General features: G+C 72.5%; 15 protein-coding genes. 14 read left to right on the top strand and 1 reads right to left on the bottom strand.

What is annotated here, in order from left to right; translation table 11 throughout:
• The first annotated feature begins 58 nt into the window (after nucleotides 1-58).
• Nucleotides 59-1,525, top strand: a complete 1,467-nt coding sequence (locus tag ACYVPE_RS10905) for an MFS transporter (protein ID WP_461033285.1) — start codon at nucleotides 59-61, stop codon at nucleotides 1,523-1,525.
• Here the strand turns inward: ACYVPE_RS10905 and ACYVPE_RS10900 are convergent.
• Complete coding sequence (locus ACYVPE_RS10900) at nucleotides 1,506-3,038, bottom strand: serine/threonine-protein kinase (protein ID WP_461033284.1); 1,533 nt, start codon at nucleotides 3,036-3,038, stop codon at nucleotides 1,506-1,508. The two genes, ACYVPE_RS10905 and ACYVPE_RS10900, sit on opposite strands and share 20 nt — an antisense overlap.
• A 425-nt stretch (nucleotides 3,039-3,463) precedes the next feature.
• On the opposite strand from ACYVPE_RS10900, the gene ACYVPE_RS10895 reads away from it, so the two are divergent.
• From ACYVPE_RS10895 to ACYVPE_RS10835, 13 genes are all read left to right on the top strand, one after another.
• Nucleotides 3,464-3,799, top strand: coding sequence for a WXG100 family type VII secretion target (locus tag ACYVPE_RS10895; RefSeq protein WP_461033283.1), 336 nt, complete (start codon nucleotides 3,464-3,466; stop codon nucleotides 3,797-3,799).
• A gap of 55 nt (nucleotides 3,800-3,854) precedes the next feature.
• The gene (locus tag ACYVPE_RS10890; RefSeq protein ID WP_461033282.1) at nucleotides 3,855-4,172 is read left to right on the top strand and encodes a hypothetical protein; all 318 of its coding nucleotides are present in this window, start codon (nucleotides 3,855-3,857) and stop codon (nucleotides 4,170-4,172) included.
• A gap of 36 nt (nucleotides 4,173-4,208) precedes the next feature.
• On the top strand, nucleotides 4,209-4,598 hold the full coding sequence (locus ACYVPE_RS10885) for a hypothetical protein (RefSeq protein ID WP_461033281.1): 390 nt from the start codon (nucleotides 4,209-4,211) through the stop codon (nucleotides 4,596-4,598).
• Nucleotides 4,595-5,935 carry a hypothetical protein gene (locus ACYVPE_RS10880; protein WP_461033280.1) on the top strand — a complete coding sequence of 447 codons (1,341 nt, stop codon included), beginning with the start codon at nucleotides 4,595-4,597 and terminating at the stop codon, nucleotides 5,933-5,935. The genes ACYVPE_RS10885 and ACYVPE_RS10880 overlap by 4 nt, the downstream gene beginning before the upstream one ends.
• A gap of 17 nt (nucleotides 5,936-5,952) precedes the next feature.
• Complete coding sequence (locus ACYVPE_RS10875; RefSeq protein WP_461033279.1) at nucleotides 5,953-6,297, top strand: hypothetical protein; 345 nt, start codon at nucleotides 5,953-5,955, stop codon at nucleotides 6,295-6,297.
• Nucleotides 6,298-6,340: 43 nt separating this feature from the next.
• Nucleotides 6,341-8,884, top strand: coding sequence for a hypothetical protein (locus ACYVPE_RS10870; RefSeq protein WP_461033278.1), 2,544 nt, complete (start codon nucleotides 6,341-6,343; stop codon nucleotides 8,882-8,884).
• 104 nt (nucleotides 8,885-8,988) lie between these two features.
• Complete coding sequence (gene eccCa, locus ACYVPE_RS10865; protein ID WP_461033277.1) at nucleotides 8,989-12,987, top strand: type VII secretion protein EccCa; 3,999 nt, start codon at nucleotides 8,989-8,991, stop codon at nucleotides 12,985-12,987.
• Entirely contained in the window at nucleotides 12,984-14,402 is a 1,419-nt protein-coding gene (gene eccD, locus ACYVPE_RS10860) for a type VII secretion integral membrane protein EccD (protein ID WP_461033276.1), read from the top strand. Before eccCa ends, eccD begins: the two co-directional genes overlap by 4 nt.
• A complete protein-coding gene (locus ACYVPE_RS10855) occupies nucleotides 14,399-15,820 on the top strand; it encodes a S8 family serine peptidase (protein ID WP_461033275.1) in 1,422 nt (473 codons plus the stop codon). Before eccD ends, ACYVPE_RS10855 begins: the two co-directional genes overlap by 4 nt.
• Complete coding sequence (gene eccB, locus ACYVPE_RS10850; RefSeq protein WP_461033274.1) at nucleotides 15,821-17,293, top strand: type VII secretion protein EccB; 1,473 nt, start codon at nucleotides 15,821-15,823, stop codon at nucleotides 17,291-17,293. It abuts the gene before it with no gap.
• Nucleotides 17,290-18,441 (top strand): type VII secretion protein EccE, encoded by a 1,152-nt coding sequence (locus ACYVPE_RS10845; protein ID WP_461033273.1) that lies wholly within the window; start codon nucleotides 17,290-17,292, stop codon nucleotides 18,439-18,441. The genes eccB and ACYVPE_RS10845 overlap by 4 nt, the downstream gene beginning before the upstream one ends.
• Before the next feature lie 9 nt (nucleotides 18,442-18,450).
• Nucleotides 18,451-19,152 (top strand): hypothetical protein, encoded by a 702-nt coding sequence (locus ACYVPE_RS10840; RefSeq protein ID WP_461033272.1) that lies wholly within the window; start codon nucleotides 18,451-18,453, stop codon nucleotides 19,150-19,152.
• Nucleotides 19,153-19,237: 85 nt separating this feature from the next.
• The gene (locus tag ACYVPE_RS10835; protein ID WP_461033271.1) at nucleotides 19,238-19,702 is read left to right on the top strand and encodes a MarR family transcriptional regulator; all 465 of its coding nucleotides are present in this window, start codon (nucleotides 19,238-19,240) and stop codon (nucleotides 19,700-19,702) included.
• Nucleotides 19,703-19,723: the final 21 nt, after the last annotated feature.

Here is a 19,723-nt window from a genome sequence, read left to right as displayed (position 1 = left end):
CCACGGGGCGTTCCGTGTGCCGGGACCTCAACCCCCAACACGCTGGAGAGAATCCGCAGTGGAAGCCACGCTGGAAGCACCCGCCCCCGCCCCCGCACCCGCCCCCGCCGCCCAGGAGCACCGCTGGAGCGGGCGGCTCATCCTCTGGGCGGCCGTCCTCACCCTCGCCAACGTCCTGGCCGACGTGGTCATCGGCTCGCCCATGATGGTCCTGCCCCAGCTGATGGAGCACTTCCACACCGACCAGGCCGCGTGGTTGAACGCGAGCGCGATGCTGGCCGGGGCCATCTGGTCGCCACTGCTCGCGAAGTGTTCCGACATCTTCGGCAAGCGCCGGATACTCATCGGCACACTGCTCCTCGCGGGCGCCGGAGCACTGGTCTGCCTCTTCGCCCCCAACATCTGGATCTTCCTGGCGGGGCGCTTCCTCCAGGGCGCCGCCTTCGCCGCGATCTTCATCACGGTGGCCCTCGCACGCCAGATCTGCGCCCCGCACGTGGCGATGGCCCTGATCGGGCTCGTGACGTCCGGCTCGTCGGTCGTCGGCATCGTCGAACCGTTCCTGATGCAGCCGGTCATCGACGTGTTCGGCTACCGGAGTGTCTTCGTCGCGGCGGCTCTGCTCGCCGCGGTGGCCGCGCTCTGCGTGCGTTCCCTCATCCCCGAGTCGCCGATCCGCGGCACCGGCCGGCTCGACCTGGGCGGGGCGCTCCTGCTCGGCGGCGGCCTCGGCGGGGTGCTCGCCTACGCCAGCCTCGGGAGCGACCTCGGATGGCTGTCCGTGGGCATGATCGCGCTACTGGCCGCCGGCGTCGCCGCGTTGGCCGGCTGGGCGTTACTCGCGCTGCGGGTCGACGAACCCATCATCGACATCCGGGCCCTCAGCCGCCCGATCCTGCTGACGCTGCTGGCCCTGGTGTTGGCCGCGGGCTCCTTCCGGAGCATGCTCCAACTGACGGGTGTCATCGCCCAGGTGCCCGCCGACCTGGGGCTCGGCTACGGCCTTGGCGACGGAGAGTCGGTCGCGGTGCTGCTCGCCGCGCCCAACTTCGGCATCGCGGTCGGCGGCACGTGCGCCGGCTGGATCGCGGGGCGGTTCGGCCCCGCACTGCCCCTCCTCGGCGGCATCGCCGTCGGGGCGGTGGCGACCTTCACGATGCTGGCGGGCGTGTCGGCGCTCCCGCTGGCGATCGCCTGCGGCGCCGTGGTCGGCATGGCCGCCGGCGCGATCGGCGCCTCCGGCTACAACCTGGCGACCAGCCTCGAAGTGCCCGAGCGGCAGGGCACGGTCGCCGGCCTGGTATCGGTCGTGCTCGCCCTCGGCTCGGTCGTCTTCAACCTCGCCGGCGGCGAGGTGCTCAAGGCGACCCAGGTGCCCGGGACCTACGCCGACGGTGCCCCGGTGAGCTCGGCGACCGGCGTCCACCTCTACGTCGCGATGGCGGGAGTGCTCTTCCTCCTCGCCGCAGTGCCCGCGATCATGCTGGCGCGCGGGCGGTCCGGCGTCAGTCCTCAGGGACGTTGAGCTCCAGGTGCTCGATGATGTCGGCGTAGAGCTCCTCGCCATGGGTCTTCGGCGGGCCGTCCTCACCCGGCATCTGCACCTGCACCCGCCACATCAGCTCCTCGTCCTCCAAACCGTAGAAGAGGGCCAACCGCTGCGCCCTCGGTGCGTCCTCCTCGGTCCGGTTGAGCACGTTCAACTCGGCCGCCCCGCGGTCCTGGAAGCGCGTCTCCCGGACGTTCCCGTCGTCGTAGACCATCGTTCCGTCCTGGTATTCGACGTGCGTGGCGCTGGCCGCATCCACGACGCCCCGGGTCTCCCCGCGCCGCAGCCAGACGCGTACGGTGTAGATGCCGTCCGGTGAGCGGTAGATCAGGTGGTTGTTGTCCTCCTCCGCGTTGACGGTGCGGACGTACTCCTCGGGAACGGCGATGCTCATCCCGAAGTCCTCCTCGTCCTCGACCTTCCACCCCTCGGGCAGGTCGTCGCCACCCAGCGGATCCGTGACCCACAGGGCGGCCGTGGTGACCAGGGCGAGCGCCAGCGCGAGCCCGACGCGGCTCCGGCGGCCGAACCGCGGCCGCGCGGGCGCCGCCGGTATGTCGACCGCCCTGGTGGGCGCCGCGGACGAGGTGAGGATCTCGTGCAGGGCGCGGCGGGACTCGGCGGCGTCCGGGCGGGCTTCCGGCCGCTTGTCGAGCAGTCGGGCGATCAGGTCCCCGAGTTGCCCGGCCGCCCGCACCGGGCGCTGCGGCTCGGCCGACATCACGGCCTGGAACGTGGCCGCGGTGGTGTTCCTGCGGAACGGCGACACCCCTTCCACCGCCACGTACAGGAGCAACCCGAGCGACCACAGGTCGGAGGCCGGCCCCGGGCGCTGGCCGAGGACCCGTTCAGGCGCCATGAACTCGGGCGAGCCGATCAACGAGCCGGTGTCCGTGAGGCCCTGCTCGCCCTCCACCTGGGCGATGCCGAAGTCCGTGAGCACGACCCGATCGTCCTGGTCGAGCAGCACGTTCGCGGGCTTGACGTCCCGGTGCGTCACGCCCGCCGCGTGCGCGGCGGCCAGGGCGTTGACCACGGCCAGGCCGACGCGCGCCGCCTCGCGCACCTCGAGGGTGCCCGTGTCCAGCACGTCGGCCAGCGACTCGCCGCGCACCAACTCCATCACCAGCCACGGCCGGCCGTCCTCCGTCACCACGTCGTGCACGGTGACCACGGCCGGGTGACTGATCCGGGCGGCGGCCCGCGCCTCGCGCTGCATGCGCTCGTACACCGTGGCCCGCTGCGACTCGGGCACGGAATCCGGGACCAGCGGCTCCTTGACCGCGACCTCCCGGTCCACCAGCTCGTCGAGTGCCCGCCACACCGTGCCCATGCCCCCGTGACCGAGCCGGCCCCGCAACCGGTAACGCCCACCCAGCAGCCAACCCGCTCCCCGGGACGTCGGCCCACCGCTCTCCCCGCCCGCCGGCGCCGGTGGCCGCAGGGGATAGCTGGTGGTGCCGTCGATCTCGGTCCGATCATGTGCCATCCACCCATTCTTTTGCAGGGGTGAGTGGGGAAACAACGGTAGGACGCCGTGGTCGAACAGTTGAACACGTGACGTTCGCGGCCGGAATCCGTACGCTCCGGAAGAATTCCCACCGGACTGTCCTGACGGTCTCCGCACCCGTGATCCCACCCCGTTCAACTGGGGAAAAGCGTCGGTTGAACACGGGTCTGCGAATGTCTCGGGAAAAGCTTCGGCGTGTGCGGGCCAGTTGGCGAAGTGCCTGGTCAGAGGGGCTCGTGCGGGGTCCGGATTCCACTGTGAAGGTTCCGCCACAGAATCACCAAGCTGTTTCTCTTGGATCTTTCGCCGGTCGTCGGGTCACCATGATTCTCGAGACCGGCGCCACCCGCCGCGGGTGTGGTGTCGGCGAAGTCATGGCGAAGTCGCACGGGGAGGAGAAAGCCATGAGCGAAGAGATCAAACTGGCACCCGAGGAAGTCGAGCGGGTCAAGAGCATCATCAGCCAGGCGTACCAGGACATGGAGGGGGTCGCCCACGCCATCGGCGCGCACAGCGCCGACGTGGCCGAGGCGTACACCGGCGCGGGCACCGGTCAGGCGATGGAGACCTACGACCAACTCGCCCGCACCGGCCGGGCGTTGGCGGACGCTCTCGACGGCCTCTCCCAGGACCTCGGCGTGACCGCGGACACGGGCCGCGAGACCGACAGCGACGCGGAGGCGGCCCTGAGCCGGGTCCACGTGACGCCGGACGCCACGGTGCGGGGCGGCCTGGAGTGACGGACATCGACGACGCCGCCACCACCGACGACGAACAACGAGGGGGAGAAACATCATGACGGAGTACGGGGACGGTCTGGTCCGCTTCCGCAGCGAGGGGCTCAACGGAATCCAGACGAGGACCGCCGCCCTGCGCGAGGAGTACAACGAGATCTGGAGCAACGTGCACGCCCGGCTGATGGGCCTGGTGGAGCAGGGGCAGGTCGACGCGGGCATCGCCGAGGTGCTCAACACGCGGGACGAGCAGTTCCGGCGTGAGGCGGGCTCCTTCGACGAGGGCGTGGGCTCGCAGAACCAGGCGATCCGCGACGTCCAGAACATCGGCATCGAGGGCGGCGCCGCCATGCGCCGGGCCGCGGGCGGCCGCGGCTGACCCGCGGCGCCGCGAGAACCATGGGGGGAACGAGGCATGGCTGAGGAAGAAGACCAGGAACTCAACGCCGGCGCGATGCGCCGGGCCGGGGCCGCGACCGAGCGCAGCGAGCAACTCGCCGAGATGCGGCTGAGGTTCATCTCGGTCGCCTCGGCGGAGGGGCTGTTCGGCACCGCTCCGAACGGGGCGACGGCCGAGGAGGCGCTGGCCACGGTGGCCGCAGCCATGCTCGATCAGCTGTCCAGGGCCGGTTACAGCGTCGCGGACATCACGGCGAGCGCGGGCCGGGCCGCGGACATCGCCGACGAGACGGACGAGAACGCGCAGGGCCGGCTGGTCTCCGCCGCGGACGCCATCGGCTACCTGAACGACTTCCTGCACGTCCCGGCGGGCGGGCAGGAACGCGGCGGAGGTGCGGGGACATGACATCGGAAGAGCGGTTCTTCGGCGTCGTGGACGACGTCTACAGCGCCGTGCACGTGCGCATCTACGCTGCGGCCGGGGCCTGGATCGCCCTCGCCGGCGCGGGCACTGCTGAGGGCGACCGGCTGTCGGGCGCCGCCTCGGATGCGGTGGCCGAACCCGGCATCGGCCTGGCCGAGTTGGCGGACCGGATCGAGGGCACGGCCTCCTGGACGGCGGGTGCGAGCGAGGCGGCGCGGCAGATCGCCGACCAGCTCAACGCCGCGGCGGACGCCTCCGCCGTGGCCACCGAGCGGGCGCTGGAACTGGAGGCCGAGTTCGAGCGGGCCATGGAAACGCCGGCCGGGCCCGAGGAGGGCAACGCGGCGGTCCAGGCCGCCGACCGCCAGCGGGAGGAGCGCGAACGGCTGATCCGCGAGGCCGAGGCCGTGCGGGACAGGCTCGGCCTCAGCATCGCGCAGGTGCGGGGGGCCGAGGTGCCCGCCGCCCCCGAGGGCGGTGAAGGGAGCGGAGGTGGGAGCGGCGGCGGTGGGGCCGGCGCTCCCGACGCCGGCGTCGGGGCCGGGGGTGGTTCCGCGGGCGGCCACGCCGTGGCGGCCCCCCTGGTCCAGGCGGCCAACGGCAGCCAGATCGGCGCCGGCGACTACCCCCACTCCCGGGTACTCGGCCCGGAGGAGGGGGACTTCGCCGGCTGGGTGCGAAGCCCGAACACCGGCTTCCTCGTCGACCCGGCCTCCGGCCGCGAGTTCGACCCGGTGACGAGCCGATGGATCGACCCGGTCACGGGCCAGCCGTTCGGCGAGGTGACCGAGTACGCCGCGCGGCTCTCCGGCCTGGGCACGGGCCCCGGCGCGATCTCCACCGGCGTCGGCCTCGGCGGCACGGCCGCCGGCCTGGCCGGCCTCTACGGCGGCACGCTGCCGCCCAGCGTCGGCCACGGTGGCCTGCCGCACGGCCCGGTGGTGCAGCAGGCCATGAACCACCTCAACCAACGTGCCACGGTGGCCTCCCGCTTCGCCCTCCACGAGGCCGCCCAGGGCGGCCGCCCCTACACGCCCCCGCCGGGCGCGGCCGCTCATCGCCCGGGCACGGCCCGGGCGCCCGGCGCGGGCACCCGCCAGCGCCTGTCCGCCGAATCCCCGACCACCTGGCGCCGCCAACCCCACGAAGCCGCGGCCCGCCTCACCGGCAGCCCGGCGCCGGCCCCGGGCGCGGCCAAGCGCACCGCGTCCCGGCAGGAACCAAAGCCGCGCCACGGCAAGCCGACCGACCTGACCGAGGACCCCACCGTGTGGACCCCCAACCGGACCGCCGGCCGCGGCGTTCTCGGCGACCTGTGAGAGGAGAGGACTCGACGATGAGCGGCGAAGACGGAACGGAATACCTCCCCGACGGGTTGCGCAGCGGCGCGCAGGGAAGCTACGCGTCGTCGGACGCGGCTGAGGACGCGCACCGCTACCTGCGCATCGTGGAGGCGAGCCCCTCCGCCTTTGGCGGCGCTGAGGGCTTCACCAACGCCGTGAACAACACCCGCGACGAGCAGTCCCGCGGCGTCCAGCGAGCCGCCGAGGACCGTCAGGACATGGGCGACGGCGGCTACACCTCGGCGGCCATCGGCGAGGACACGGACGCGGCCGCCTCCCACGTCGCCTCCTCGGTGACGATCAGTGAGGTGTCTCGCCAGGTTGCGGACGGCGTCTGAGCCGTCGGCGCCGAAGGACTATTCAACTCACAGGGGGATCCGCGTGTCCGGTGTCTATTTCGACCGCGAAGACGTCATTGCCGAAGCCGAATGCGACCCATGGACGGCCGCCACCGACTTCAGAGACGAGATCGATGTCGAGCAAATGGCCTCGGATTCCCGCGGTTTCGCGGAGGCTGCGGGCAAGGCATCCGACGCCGGCGAACTCGCCTCTCTGGCCTCGGAAGAGGCGGCGGACAGCGCCTCAACGGATGGCCTTTCCCACCACGAGGCCGAGGAGAACATCGCGATCACGAGCCGAGACCTCCAGGGCAGCGGCGACGACATCGAGTCGGTCGCGGACATCATCAACTCCGCGACGACGCTCGCTCTTGCCGCCTCGGATGACGTGCTTGATCTGCACAACGACGCGGTGAGCATGCTCCTGGAGCATCAGGCTGACGCTGAGGCAGAATATAACGAGAAGTTGCTCCAATTTCAGCAAAGCGTTGACAATCTGGCCGGACGGATAACGGATCTCACTCCTACTCCATACGTCACTATAGCCGGTGAGGATTACCTCGCAGGGGGTAATGTGTTTTCCGGTTGGACCTTTCCGCAGGATGCGATCGATCGAATTCGAGAGCACTTCCTGAGCAAGGCGGCGGAGGATGCCGAGGTCTTTCATGGGAGAATCGAGGGCGAGATCGATGACTATCGCTCCGCCATGCTTACTAAGGCCGGCGAACTCGGCGATCTCGGGTATGACGTCGGAGCTGGACCTCTGAACCTCTGGTACAACGATGACATGGCTCTGTGGGCTGCTGACGGCCTTTCGGGAGAGTTGGATAAGGCGAACCCTGATCCTGACCGACTGGAGTTCTATACTCAGGGTCTGTCTGGAATAGCTGAGGGGCTATATGGTTACCCACCTAGTGCTGGTGACCCTAACCGGGAAATGACCGGCGAAGAAGTTGCCTACCTCAGCGTGTTCTTTCATGCCCTGGAAGCGGAAGATCTCACCACCTTGGGCGCGATGGGCAATGTGGAAACTGGAGGCCCTGACCGGCCGACGAATGTTCAGGTCGCGCAAACAGCGGTGGCCAATGGCATCAACATGTTGATGAATCCCGATATTGGAGGCATTGACCCGGACGGCGAGTTTGGGGCGGTGGCGACTCCGCAGTCTATTCGACAGTTTATCTATGACATTCCAGAGTCCGAGCAAGCCGGGACTCGTATCTCATATCACCCGCCGTCAGGTGCTCTTTCAGGGTCTTACCGACTGAACGCGACAGATATCGATGACTTCAACAGTCTGAGTGCGCTGATGGGAAGTGCCAGCATAGGTTCAGGAACGGCCTTCAGCCTCGACATGGTTGATGCGGCCCTCACAGTGGGCAACGCAGAACCTGTCAGGCACGGCGCTCTTACCGACGCCGACTCGATGCGTGTCAGTAGTGGGCTGCTGGGTGCGGCCTCCCTAAATCCCGAGGCAGCCGTAGCGGTACTCGGAGATGAAGGGGAAACAGCTCGTGCGCTCGATGGCTATTGGCGCGACACAGACGGCCTCGCTGATTTTATTAGGAGCGGCACTGTTCCGGCAGATGGGGTGGATGCCGATCCGTACATGGCGGCGGCGGACAATGTGATTCGTTATGCCGCAGTCAACCATGAGGTGCTCTATCCGGGATCAGGCGGGGCCAGCGATGGAAATGAAGAGTATGCCCCGTTGCAAAGAGCCCTAGTCGAGACCACGTTGAATCGGCTGCCTGGGCTTCTCGATATCGCCAATACCGACACCTATGAACAGGAAGAGCGCTACGGTATATTCGAACTCATGGCGAAAACCGACGAAGAAGCCTCTTCTGTGTTTGGTGCAGGCGTTTACGCGTGGGAAGCGAACCGGGCGTACGATCGGATATTCACGGTCGATGGCGGTGGACGTCATATCGCAGCCGAGGAGATAGGGGTGCTGGAGGGTCTTATCCATCATGGAAGGTTGGCTGCGATCGACGATATTGTTGGCGGTCAGGACGCGGAGGATGCGTTCAAAGAAAAGCTTGTTCGAGGCACGGTGGCAGCTGGAATCGGGGTGGGGGGCACCGTGGCGAGCGGCAATCCGGCTGTCGGTTTTTCACTGGGTGGTACGGCGTATGGGTGGGCGAACGGTATTACCCCGAATTACTATCAGCCCCAGGCGCCACTTGATATCTCGAGGGAGCAGTATGAATATGCGATTTATGGCGACCTCTCAATGCGTCATGCAATGACGGCGGCTGCAATTCAGGCGCAAGATGACGGGGAGTTGCATGATGATTTTGAAACTGGGTCTGGGGCGCTCGTTCTTCCGCCCCTCGATTACTCGGCGCAAGACGACCCTAATACCTCCCTGTACAGTGAGGAGGAGCTGGAGGCTGGCGATGACAGGGGGGTCAGCATTGACCGAATTTTGTCCAGAATTGAGGACGAAGCGGGCTTCGACTACATTGACTTGCGGGGGACCGCATTCTCGGGGCGTGACCAGGCGGCTGTTTATCAAAAGGATGGAGAAATGGCCGACGTGGACGTGCCCAACCCTGACGGAAGTTGGAGTATGGAAAACTGAATTCGCCGGATGTGGGGCAATATTCCATGAGGGCCGGATGGAGATGGATTTCTGGGGTGCTAGGAATCGGATAAGCGTAGTGAATTTGGAGTAGAGGATTTATAGTGGCCAGCCCGACAATCATATTCCGCCGTCCCGCCCGCGCCGCGCGGCCCGTCGTGGCGCGGAGTGAGGTGGTGCTGAAGCCGCCGCCGGAGTTGCCGAAGCCTGAGGACGGCAATCTGTGGATGACCGCGTTGCCCGCGCTCAGTGGGCTTGGGTCGGTGTTGTACATGCTCACGATGAACCGGGGGCCCATCGGGTACATCGTCGGGTCGTTGTTCCTGGTGTCGTGTCTCGCCATGGTGATCGGGTCCGTGGTGCGACAGCGCGGGTCGGTGCGGAGTCAGGCGCGGAACGACCGGCGGGAGTATCTGCGGTATCTGGAGCGGACGCGGGTCGAGGTGCGGCGGACGGCGCGGGCGCAGCGGGAGGCGATGGGGTGGGGGGCGCCGCGGCCCGGGGATCTGTGGGTGGTGGCGGAGAGCCGGCGGCTGTGGGAGCGGCGGGCCACGGACGACGACTTCGGGGTCGTGCGGGTCGGCGCGGGGCCGCGGTATCTGGCGACGCCGTTGGTGCCGGGGGAGTCGGCGCCGGTCGAGGATCTGGATCCGCTGTCGTCGGTGGCGCTGAAGCGGTTTGTCGACACGCATTCGGTGGTGCCCGATCTGCCGGTGCAGGTGGCGCTGCGGCGGTTCGCTTCGCTCGCTGTCTCCGGTGGCGCGGACGACGCGGCGCGGGCGCTGTTCCGGGCGGTGGTCGCGCACGCGGTGACGTTCCATTCTCCACGTGATCTGCGGATCGTCGTGTGTGCCAGAGATGTTGAGGGGCCCGAGTGGGGGTGGGCCAAGTGGCTGCCGCACGCGCATCATCCCGAGGAGGTGGACCACGTCGGTCCGGTGCGGATGCTGCATCCAAGCCTGGCGGTGCTGGAGGAGTGGCTGGGCGCCGAGTTGACCCGTCGGACGCGGTTCAGCCGGGACGCGGAGCCGGATCCCGAGGTGCCGCACCTGCTGGTGGTGGTCGACGGGGGGCTGGTGACCGGCGGTGAGGCGCTGCTGGATGCGAACGGCATGCAGGGCGTCACGGTGCTTGACGTGGACGGGCGGGCCGCGGCGTTGACCGACGCGCACGGGGTGCGGCTCGAGGTGGGGGACGGAGCGGCGTTGAGTGTGCTCAGCGGCGAGAGCCGCGAGGAGTTGGGCACGGCGGACGGCCTGTCCGCGGCCGAGGCCGAGGCGCTGGCCCGGCGGCTGGCCCGCTTCCGGGTGGATTCGGCGGCAGCCGCCACCGACGTGGAGGACCTGACGCCCGCCGTCAACACCCTGCCCGCTCTGTTGAACGTGCAGGACCCTGGGCAGTTGGATCTCGACACCCTGTGGCGGTCGCGGCCGATGCGGGACCGGCTGCGGGTGCCGATCGGGGTGTCGGCGGACGGCGGGCTGCTCGAGTTGGACGTCAAGGAGTCGGCGCAGAACGGGATGGGTCCGCACGGGCTGCTGGTGGGGGCGACCGGCTCCGGGAAGTCGGAGCTGCTGCGGACGCTGGTGTCGGGGATGGCGGCCACCCACTCACCCGAGCAACTCAACTTCGTGCTGGTGGACTTCAAGGGCGGCGCGACGTTCGCCGGGATGGCGGAACTCCCGCACGTCGCCGCCGTGATCACCAACCTGGAGGACGACCTCACCCTGGTCGACCGGATGCGGGAGGCGCTCTCCGGGGAGATGAACCGCCGGCAGGAGGTACTGCGCGACGCCGGCAACCTCGTCTCCGTGCGCGACTACGAGCGGGCCAGGCAGCGCGGCGCGCCGCTGCCGCCGCTGCCGAGCCTGTTCGTCGTGGTGGACGAGTTCTCCGAACTCCTCGCGCAGAAGCCCGACTTCGCCGACCTGTTCGTGCAGATCGGGCGGCTCGGCCGGTCGTTGGGGCTGCATCTGCTGCTCGCGTCGCAGCGGCTCGACGCGGGCCGGCTGCGCGGCCTCGAGGCGCACCTGTCGTACCGGATCGGGCTGCGGACGTTCTCGGAGGCCGAGAGCCGCACGGCCATCGGCGTGCCCGACGCCAACCACCTGCCGAGCGCCCCAGGGCACGGCTATCTGAAGAGCGGCACCGCCACGCTCAAGCGGTTCCGGGCGGCCTATGTCTCCGGCCCCTACCGGGTCGGCGAGGACGGCGGGGGAGCCGCGCTCGGCGGCTCGGCCGAGGTGCGGCCCTTCCCGGCCGGGTATCTGCCGGTGCCCGAAGAGGAGCGGGCCCCGGATCCCGAACCACGCGCCGAGCCCGACGAGTTCGACGAGCACGAGGAGCCGGGCGGCACCGTCCTCGCCGCGATGGTCGAGCAGATGACGGGGCAGGGCCCGCAGGCCCACCAGGTGTGGCTGCCTCCGCTCGACGAGCCCGAGCCGCTGGACGCGCTGCTCGGCGACCTGGCCGAGCGGCCGGGGCGCGGCTTCGGTAGCGCGGCGGCCCGGCCACCGCTCACCGCCGTCATCGGCGTCGTCGACCGGCCGTTCCACCAGCGGCGCGATCCGCTGGAGCTGGATCTGACCGGCGCAGGCGGCCATGTCGCCGTCGTGGGCGGGCCGCACAGCGGCAAGTCGACCGCACTGCGGAGTCTCATGGCGTCCCTGGCCCTCCGCCACACCCCGGCCGAGGTGCAGTTCTACTGCCTGGACTTCTCCGGCACGCTCTTCCCGTTCGCGCGGCTCCCCCATGTCGGCGGCGTGGCCGGGCGGTTGGACGCCGAGGTGGTCAACCGGACGGTCGCCGAGGTGCTCCAGGTGCTTGAGGACCGGGAGAGCAGGTTCCGGGAGCTCGGCGTGGAGTCCATGGCCGACTACCGGGCCGCCCGGGCCGAGGGCCGGATCACCGACGACGCCCACGGCGACGTGTTCCTGGTGGTGGACGGCTGGGGGGTGCTGCGCGGCACCTACCCGGAGGTGGAGCAGACCCTGATGGCCGTGGCCGGCCGGATGCTGACCTACGGGATCCACCTGGTCATCACCGGGAACCGCTGGCTGGACATGCGGATGGGCATGCGGGACCTCATCGGCACCAAGGTGGAGTTGAGGCTCGGCGACGCCCTCGACTCGGAGGTCGACCGGAAGGCCCAGCGCACCGTCCCCGCGGGCCGGCCGGGCCGCGGCATCACCGCCGAGAAGCTGCACTTCCTCGCCGCCGTGCCGCGGGTCGACGGCGTCCACTCTGGCGACGGGCTCGCCGACGGCGTCGCCGACCTGGTGCGCCGCGTCGAGGAGGGCTGGCCAGGACCGCGCGCTCCCCGGGTGCGGCTGCTGCCGACGACCGTCGCCCTCGCCGAACTCCCGCCGCCCACCGGGCCGCGGCAGGGCGTCACCGTCGGCATCGAGAGCAACCGCCTCGAACCCGTGGTGTTCACCCCGGGCGAGGAGCCGGGGCTGATCGTCATCGGCGACAGCGAGTCGGGCAAGACCTCGCTGCTGCGCGGCGTCGCCCGCCAGGTGGTGGCCGCCAACGCTCCCGAGCAGGCGAAGCTGATCATCCTCGACCACCGCATGACGATGCTCCGCGAGTTCGACGGGCCGAGCCTGCTGGGGTACTCCACCAGCCACGAGCGATCACTGGAGATCGTCGCGGGGCTGGCGGAGGGGCTGCGGAAGCGCCTTCCTGGCGGGGACGTCACGCCGGAACAGCTCCGGGACCGGTCCTGGTGGACGGGCCCCGAGATCTACCTCCTCGTCGACGACTACGACCTGGTCGCCACCTCACGCGGCAACCCCCTCAAATCCCTGCTCGACTTCCTGCCCCAGGCCCGGAGCATCGGCCTGCACCTCTACATAGCCCGCCAGGCCGGTGGCGCCTCCCGGGCCGTCGCCGAGCCCGTGCTCGCCCGCCTCAAGGAACTCAACACCCCGGCCGTCCTGCTGAGCGTGCCGAGGGACGAGATGCCCATCTGGGGCGTCAAGCCCGCGCAGCGCAGGAAGGGCCGCGGCATGCTCGTCCACCGCCGCCTCGGCAACGTGCCGGTGCAGCTGGTCCGGGCCGACTCACCCCTGTCCAACCAGACCACCGGGACCAGCCCATGAACGGCAGCACCCTCCAGCGGCCGCCCACGACCGGCGGCACCGACTTCGTCCGCATCGGCCTCGCCGGGCCGAGCAGCCGCGCCGATCTCGCCGTACCGGCCGGCGTGCCGCTGGCCAGGCTCCTGCCCAGCCTGCTGCGGCACGCCGGCGAGGATCCTGGCGCCGACGGCGGGGTGCGGCACGGCGGTTGGAGCGTGCGCCGCGGCGACGGCACCCGGCTCGACGCCGCCGTGCCGCTCGCCGCCCAGGGCGTCCAGGAGGGCGACCTGCTCTTCCTCCGCCACGGCGACGAGGACACCGCCCCGCCGCTGTACGACGACGTCACCGAGGTCATCGGGCAGCACGCGGTCCTGACCGGCTGGCCGGCCGCCGCGACGCGCCGCACCGCCGCCGCGCTCGCCGCCGTCGGCGTCCTCGTCGGTTGCGGCGCGCTGGCCGGCGCGATCGGCCGGACACCCGGCTGGCTCGGCCTCGCGGTGGCCCTGTGCACCCTCGCCGTCGGCACGTTGCTCGCCCGCGCCTTCGGCGACGTCGCCGCCGGCACGGTGGCCGCGCTGCTCGCCGCGCCCCCCGCCATGCTGGGCGCCGTCCGGCTGCTCGGCACCGAGGCCGGCACCGTCGACGGGTTCACGGGCGGCCATCTGCTCCTCGCCTGCGCCGTCCTCGCCGCCGTCGGGGCCCTGGGCCCGGTGCTCGTGGGTGGCGGTGACGGCGCGTTCGCCGCACTGGTGGTCGTCGGACCGCTGGCCGCTTCCGGCGCCCTGCTGTCCGCCGGGTGGGACGTGCGCCCGGCCGAGGCGGCGTCCGTCGCCGCCCCGCTCGCCCTGGCGCTCTCCACCCTGTGGCCCGCCCTCGCCCTGCGCCTCGCCCGCCTCCCGGCCCCCCGGGTGGCCGGTTCCCCCGAGGATCTGGAGGCCCTGCCGAGCCAGTTGGAGTACGAGGCGTTGCGCGCCGGGGTGGCCAGGGCCCGCCGGCTGCTCGGCGGCCTGTCGGTGGGCGGACACGTCGTCGCCGGCGCGGGCACGCTGGTGCTGTTCGCGTCGCCCGGCCCCTGGCCCTGGGCGCTCGGGGCCGTGCTCGTGGTCCTGACGCTGCTGCGGGCCAGGCTGTTCAGGGAGGCTGGCCAGGTCGCCGTCCCGCTGGCCACCGCGCTGCTCGCCGTCGTCGGCGCCGCCGGGTTCACGCTGACCGACCGCGTCGGTGAGGCGCTGCCGCTGCTCGGCGTCGCCCTGCCGGCGGCGCTGCTGCTCGCCCTGGTCTCGGGGGGCGTCGCCCTGTCCGCCGGCCGCGTCAGCCTCAACCCACGCCTCGCGCGGGCGTTCGACGTCTTCGAGACGGTGGCGCTGCTGGCCGTCGTCCCGCTGGTGTTGGCCGTCTGGGAGGTCTACTCGGCGCTGTTGGAGCTGCGGGCATGAGGGCCGCAGGTATGAGGGCCGCGGGCAGGAGCGCCGCGGGCACGGGGAGCGAGGGCGCCAGGCTCCGGCGCGGTGCGCTGGCGGTCGTGCTCGCCCTGGGTGTCGTCGCCGGCCAGCCGCTGATCCCCGGCCTCGGGCCGGTGGCCGTCGCCGAGCCGTGCCGGAGCCAGGCGGCGGGGGAGGAGCTGCCGGACGGCACCGGGGCGCACCCGCTGATCGACCGGCTCGGGCTGCGGCAGGCGTGGGACCTGGCCACCGGGGCCGGCGTCACCGTCGCCGTCGTCGACTCCGGCGTGGACGCCAGCCATCCCGACCTCGCGGGACAGGTGCGGGACGGCGCGGAGTTCGACGGGCTGCGGACCGAGGAGGAGTTCGAGCGGTACGCCGTCGAGCCGGTGCAGGACTGCGTCGGCCACGGCACCGCCGTGGCCGGCCTGGTGGCCGCCCGCCGCTCGGACCTGATGGCCGGGGTGGCGCCCGCCGCCACCGTCTACCCCGTCCGGCTCGACGACGGCGTCGACCAGGCCACGCCCCGCACCCTGGCCGCGGCCATCGACGACGCGGTGGCCTCGGGCGCCGGCGTCCTCAACCTGTCCCTGGCCAGGCCCGCCGACGACGAGCCGGTCAGGGACGCGGTGGCCCGCGCCGTCGCCGCCGACGTCGTGGTGGTCGCGGCGGCCGGCAACGAGGGCGGTCAGGGGGTGCCGGACGGCGGGATGTACCCGGCGGCCTACGACGGCGTGCTGGCCGTCGGCTCGGTCGACGACGACGGCCAGCCGATGGACTCGTCCAACCCGGGCGAGTGGGTCGACCTGGTCGGCTACGGCGGGGAGATGGCGGTCGTCGCGCCCGGCGGCTCCGGCTACCGGACGGAGGCCGGCACCAGCATGGCCGCAGCCCAGGTGTCGGGCACCGCGGCCCTGGTGCGGTCCCGCTTCCCCGAGCTGTCGGCCGAGGAGGTCGCCGGGCGGCTGACGGAGTCCGCCAACCCGCTCGGCGGGGGCCGCGGCGACCGCACGGGGGCCGGCGTCGTCGACCCGTTCAGCGCCCTCACCCACCTGGCGGGCCAGACAGGCGGGGAGGGCGAGGGCGGGGGTGAGGGCGAGGAACCGGCCGCCGGCCAGGGGCACATCGCCGTCCAGGCCATCCCGCACGGCGAGCCACCGCTGTCCCGCACCGCGCGGACCGCCCTCGCCTGGAGCGGAGCCGTGCTGCTCGCCGTCCTGCTCGGCCTGCTCGCCGCCCCCGCCGTGCGCCGCGCCGCCCGGCGCGGCTGGCTGGCCGGCCGGAGCCCGGCACACGACCGGCCGCCACCGACGCCGGCCAGGCCCGCAGGACCCGGGCTCCGCTGGCTCGACGGGGACGCCGCCCCTGAGCACCCCACCCCGCCTGCCACCCACCGGAATCGGACCCGTTAGATGTCGACCACCCGCGAGCAGGCCGAGGCATACGCCTACGAGAACCGCCGCCGCACCACCAGTCTCCTCCGCGGGGCCGACGAGGCCCGCCTCGATCCGCGCCGCCGGCTCAACCGTGCCCTGGGCGGCGGCGTCGCCCTGGCCGTCCTGATCGCCGCCGGTTTCGGCATCGCCGGCTGGCTCGGCGGCGGCAGCGGCCCCCGACTGCCGGCCACCGGCGCCGTCGTGGTCGGCGACAGCGGCGACCGGTACGTCGTCGACGACGGCACCGTGCACCCCGCCCTGAACCTCGCCTCCGCGCTCCTGGTCGGCGGCGGCGAGCTCACCGAGGTGCGGCAGGCCACCCTCGACGAGGCGCCGCGCGGCCTGCCCGTCGGCATCCCTGGCGCCCCCGACGCGCTGCCGGCCGCCGACGCGTTGACCGCCGAGGACTGGACGCTGTGCGCCATCCCGTCCGAGACCGGCGGCGACCCCACCCGCACCGTGCTGTACCTCTCCGTCCCCGGGATCGCGCCCGCCGACACCGAGGGGGCCGGAGGCGGCACCGTGCTCGTCCAGGCCGAGGAGGGCCAGCTCTGGTTGCTCACCGAGGGGCGCCGCCACTCCGTCGAGCCGGGCGTCCGTGACCTGCTCGGCCTCCAGGGGGTCACCGCCGTGCCGCTGCCGACGCACGTCATCGCCACCGTGCCCGAAGCGCCGGCGATCACCATCCCGGAGCGGGACGAGTCGGACGGCGCGCCCGCGGCGGGGCTGCCCTTCGAGGCGGCCGTCGGCGACGTCGCCCACACCCAGGAGGGCGGCGCGGGCCGGCAGTTCTACCTGGTGCGGGAGGACGGCCTGGTCTCCGTGTCCGAGCTGGTGTACGTCCTGCTCGGCACGGCGGCCGCCGACCACGAGATCAGCGCCACCGACGCCGGCCGCGCCCCCCGCTCCGGAGAGTCCGCCCCCGGCGACCCGGCCTGGCCCGACACCCTGCCGATCGCCGAGGAACCCGCGCGGAACCAGCCTGTGTGCGTGAGCACCCCGCCCGGCGGCCAGCCGGGCGACGCGCCCTGGCGCGCCACCGTCCACCTCCCGGGCGCCATGCCGGAGCCGGCCGGGCTCACCCCGGTGACCGCGCCGGAAGGGGCCAGCCTCGGGCCGTTGGACGAGATCTACCTGCCGGCCGGCTCGGGAGCGCTCGTCAGGGCCACCGCCTCGGCCGGCACCGGCGGCACCCACCTGCTGATCACCGACAGCGCCGTCGCCTACCCGTTCGCGTCCTCCGACGCTGTGCGCCGGCTGCGGTACGAGCCCGCCGAGGCGCCGTCCGTGCCGCGGAGTTTCGTCGGCCTGCTGCCCACCGGACCGGTGCTCGATCCGGAGGCGGCGGCCAGGCAGCAGCTCGAAGGCGCGCTCGGTGACACGGCGGCGGGCGAGACCGGCGAGACCGGCGAGACCGGCGAGACCGGAGAGAGCGGAGACCGATCGTGAAGGCCGACCAGCGACGGATCGGCCGGGCCAGGCTCGTCGCCGTCGAGGCCGGGCTCGGGGGCGCCGTGGCCGGCGCCGCGTTCCAGAGTCCCTGGGGCTACGCGCTGGCCGGGGCCGGCGCCCTCGTGACGGCCGGGGCACTCCTCCGCCTCCGGGGGCGGTGGGCCGACCAGCGGCTCCTCGCCGGGGCGGAAGCCGGCTCGTTCCGCACCAGCTCCCCGGCCACGCCCCGCGCCGCGGCGGGCGCCGGATCCGACGATCTCGGCGTCGTCCGCACCCTGTTGCCCACCCTCGACGTCATCGAGGTGCCCGACCGCAACGGCCCCGACCTCGGCGTGATCGCCGACGGGCGCGGCCTCGCGGCGATCCTCGAACTCCCGGGGAACACCCTGCCCTCGCTGCCCGCCGGGCTCGTCGCCCGCTGGCTCGACGAGGACCCGGCCCGCCCGGCCGCCGCCCAACTCGTCGTCGAGCAGTTCGGCCTGCCGCCGTGGGACGTCCACCACCGCTACCAGCCCACCATCGCCTACCGACAACTCCCCGCCGGCGCGCGGCCGATCGCCGTCCGGTCGTGGCTCGTGGTCCGCTTCGACCCGTTCGCCGCGCCAGAAGCGGTGGACCGGCGCGGCGGCGGGGCGACCGGCGCCCGCGCGGCCCTCGCGGCGGCCACCGCCAGGCTCGCGGCCCGGCTGACCCCCCTCGGCGCCGCGAGCACCCCGTTGGGCGCGGCCGAGGTGCGCGCCGTGCTGCGGGGAACCGGCGACGTCTCGGCCGAAGGGCGTGCCCTGGCCGGCGGTTGGACCGGCGGCGCGGCCACCCACTGCACCGTCACGGCCCGCGTCCACGGCCAGGACGACTGGGGCCGGCTGCTGACCGGCCTGGCCGGCCGCGCCGCGGAACGGGTCGTCACGGCGGCCACCGTCACCAGGGAAGGGCCAGCCATCCGGCTCAGGACGGCGGTTCGGGTGGTCAGCGGCGTGGACCGGGACGCCGTGGCCGAACGCGAACGGCTGCAACGCGCCGGCCTGGTCGGCGAGTTGGTGCCCGACCAGGGCGCCGGCCTGCTGGCCACCCTGCCCCTCGCCCATCCCGTGCGGTCGCTCGTGGCCGTGGCGGGTCTCGCGGGGCCGGCCCGCGCCGGACGCTGAAGGAGCGCCATGACCATCCCCGACATCCCGCCGGAGCCGGCCGGCCTGCCCGCCGTCGACTGGCGTGACGACACCGGCCCCTCGTTCCGCCTCACGCCCCTGCGCGTGGGGGTCCACCTCGGCACCGACCCGGTCGGCCGGCCCGTCACCCTGCCGGCGCCCGGCCCGGCGGGAACCCGGATCTGCGTGCTCGGCGAGTCGCTGTTCGGCCGGCTCATCGCGCTCCGGCTGCTGGCCCTCGGCGCCCGGGTCACCGCGGCCACCCGGGTGCCCGAGCAGTGGCCGGCGATCGCGCGGGCGGCCGGCGACCGGTTGACCGTCACCGACGACGTGGTCGGCTGGCCGGCCGATCCGCCGGCGCCGCCGAGCGTGGCGGGCGGCCCGCAGGCCCTGGTGTGCGACCAACGCCGCCCGCCGCCGGCCCGGTTGGCCGACGGCCGCTGGCGAACCGTCGTGCACGTCAGCCGGGGCGCCCCACGCCGTTCCGTCTTCTGGTCCACGGCGGACGTGGTCCTGGCGCTCGACGCGCGGTTCGCCGAGGCGGCGGGCCGCGTGCTCGGCGCCGAGGCGGCCCGCCGCACCGCCTCGCTCACGGCGGGCGAGATCGTCGTCTTCCGGCGCGAGGGCGGCACCGAGGCCGTGCGGCCCGACATCTCCCGTGGCGAGACGGCGCTGTTGACCCCGGGCCGGGGCGCGCCGGCAACGGCCTAGCGGCGGTTGACCTCAATCATGCTTGAACTCCTAGGGTCGAGGCGTTCCATGGCGGGCGAGAGAACGAGAGAAGGTGGCACCGAACATGTCCGTGATCAGGGAGTACCCGGTGGAGGAGCTGGCCGCGCAACCCATCGGCTGGTGGAGCGGCGCGGCGCACCGGCTCGTGGTCGGGGCCCTTCGGGAGGCGCTGGCGGTCGAGGGGCTGACCCAGCCGCACTGGTGGACGCTCAACCACGCCGCGGGGGAGCCGGGTCGCTGGACGCGTGCGGCGCTGACCGAGCGGCTGGCGGCGTACGACGACCGGGCGACGGACTTCGACGCCGTCTACGACGACCTCGTCGCACGCGGCTGGCTGACGGAGGAGGCCACCGGCGGAATGCGGCTCACCGAGGACGGCGAGGCCGGGCGGCGGCGGGCGGGGGAGCGGAACCGGCGAATCCATCACCGGACGCACGAGGGCGTGACGGAGGCCGACTTCGTCACCACCGTCAACGTGCTGCGCCGGATGGTGGCCAACCACGGCGGCGACGGGAACCTGCCCGACTGACGGCCGAGCGCCGGCCGCGCC

Source organism: Streptomyces mayteni (assembly GCF_054783955.1).
This window is presented reverse-complemented; position numbering and strand designations above follow the sequence as displayed.

Excerpts from the sequence above, each read along its gene's own strand:
- ACYVPE_RS10900 (WP_461033284.1), bottom strand. The coding sequence starts at position 3,038 with ATGGCACATGATCGGACCGAGATCGACGGCACCACCAGCTATCCCCTG.
- ACYVPE_RS10895 (WP_461033283.1), top strand. The coding sequence starts at position 3,464 with ATGAGCGAAGAGATCAAACTGGCACCCGAGGAAGTCGAGCGGGTCAAG.
- ACYVPE_RS10890 (WP_461033282.1), top strand. The coding sequence starts at position 3,855 with ATGACGGAGTACGGGGACGGTCTGGTCCGCTTCCGCAGCGAGGGGCTC.
- ACYVPE_RS10885 (WP_461033281.1), top strand. The coding sequence starts at position 4,209 with ATGGCTGAGGAAGAAGACCAGGAACTCAACGCCGGCGCGATGCGCCGG.
- ACYVPE_RS10880 (WP_461033280.1), top strand. The coding sequence starts at position 4,595 with ATGACATCGGAAGAGCGGTTCTTCGGCGTCGTGGACGACGTCTACAGC.
- ACYVPE_RS10875 (WP_461033279.1), top strand. The coding sequence starts at position 5,953 with ATGAGCGGCGAAGACGGAACGGAATACCTCCCCGACGGGTTGCGCAGC.
- eccD (WP_461033276.1), top strand. The coding sequence starts at position 12,984 with ATGAACGGCAGCACCCTCCAGCGGCCGCCCACGACCGGCGGCACCGAC.
- ACYVPE_RS10855 (WP_461033275.1), top strand. The coding sequence starts at position 14,399 with ATGAGGGCCGCAGGTATGAGGGCCGCGGGCAGGAGCGCCGCGGGCACG.
- eccB (WP_461033274.1), top strand. The coding sequence starts at position 15,821 with ATGTCGACCACCCGCGAGCAGGCCGAGGCATACGCCTACGAGAACCGC.
- ACYVPE_RS10840 (WP_461033272.1), top strand. The coding sequence starts at position 18,451 with ATGACCATCCCCGACATCCCGCCGGAGCCGGCCGGCCTGCCCGCCGTC.
- ACYVPE_RS10835 (WP_461033271.1), top strand. The coding sequence starts at position 19,238 with ATGTCCGTGATCAGGGAGTACCCGGTGGAGGAGCTGGCCGCGCAACCC.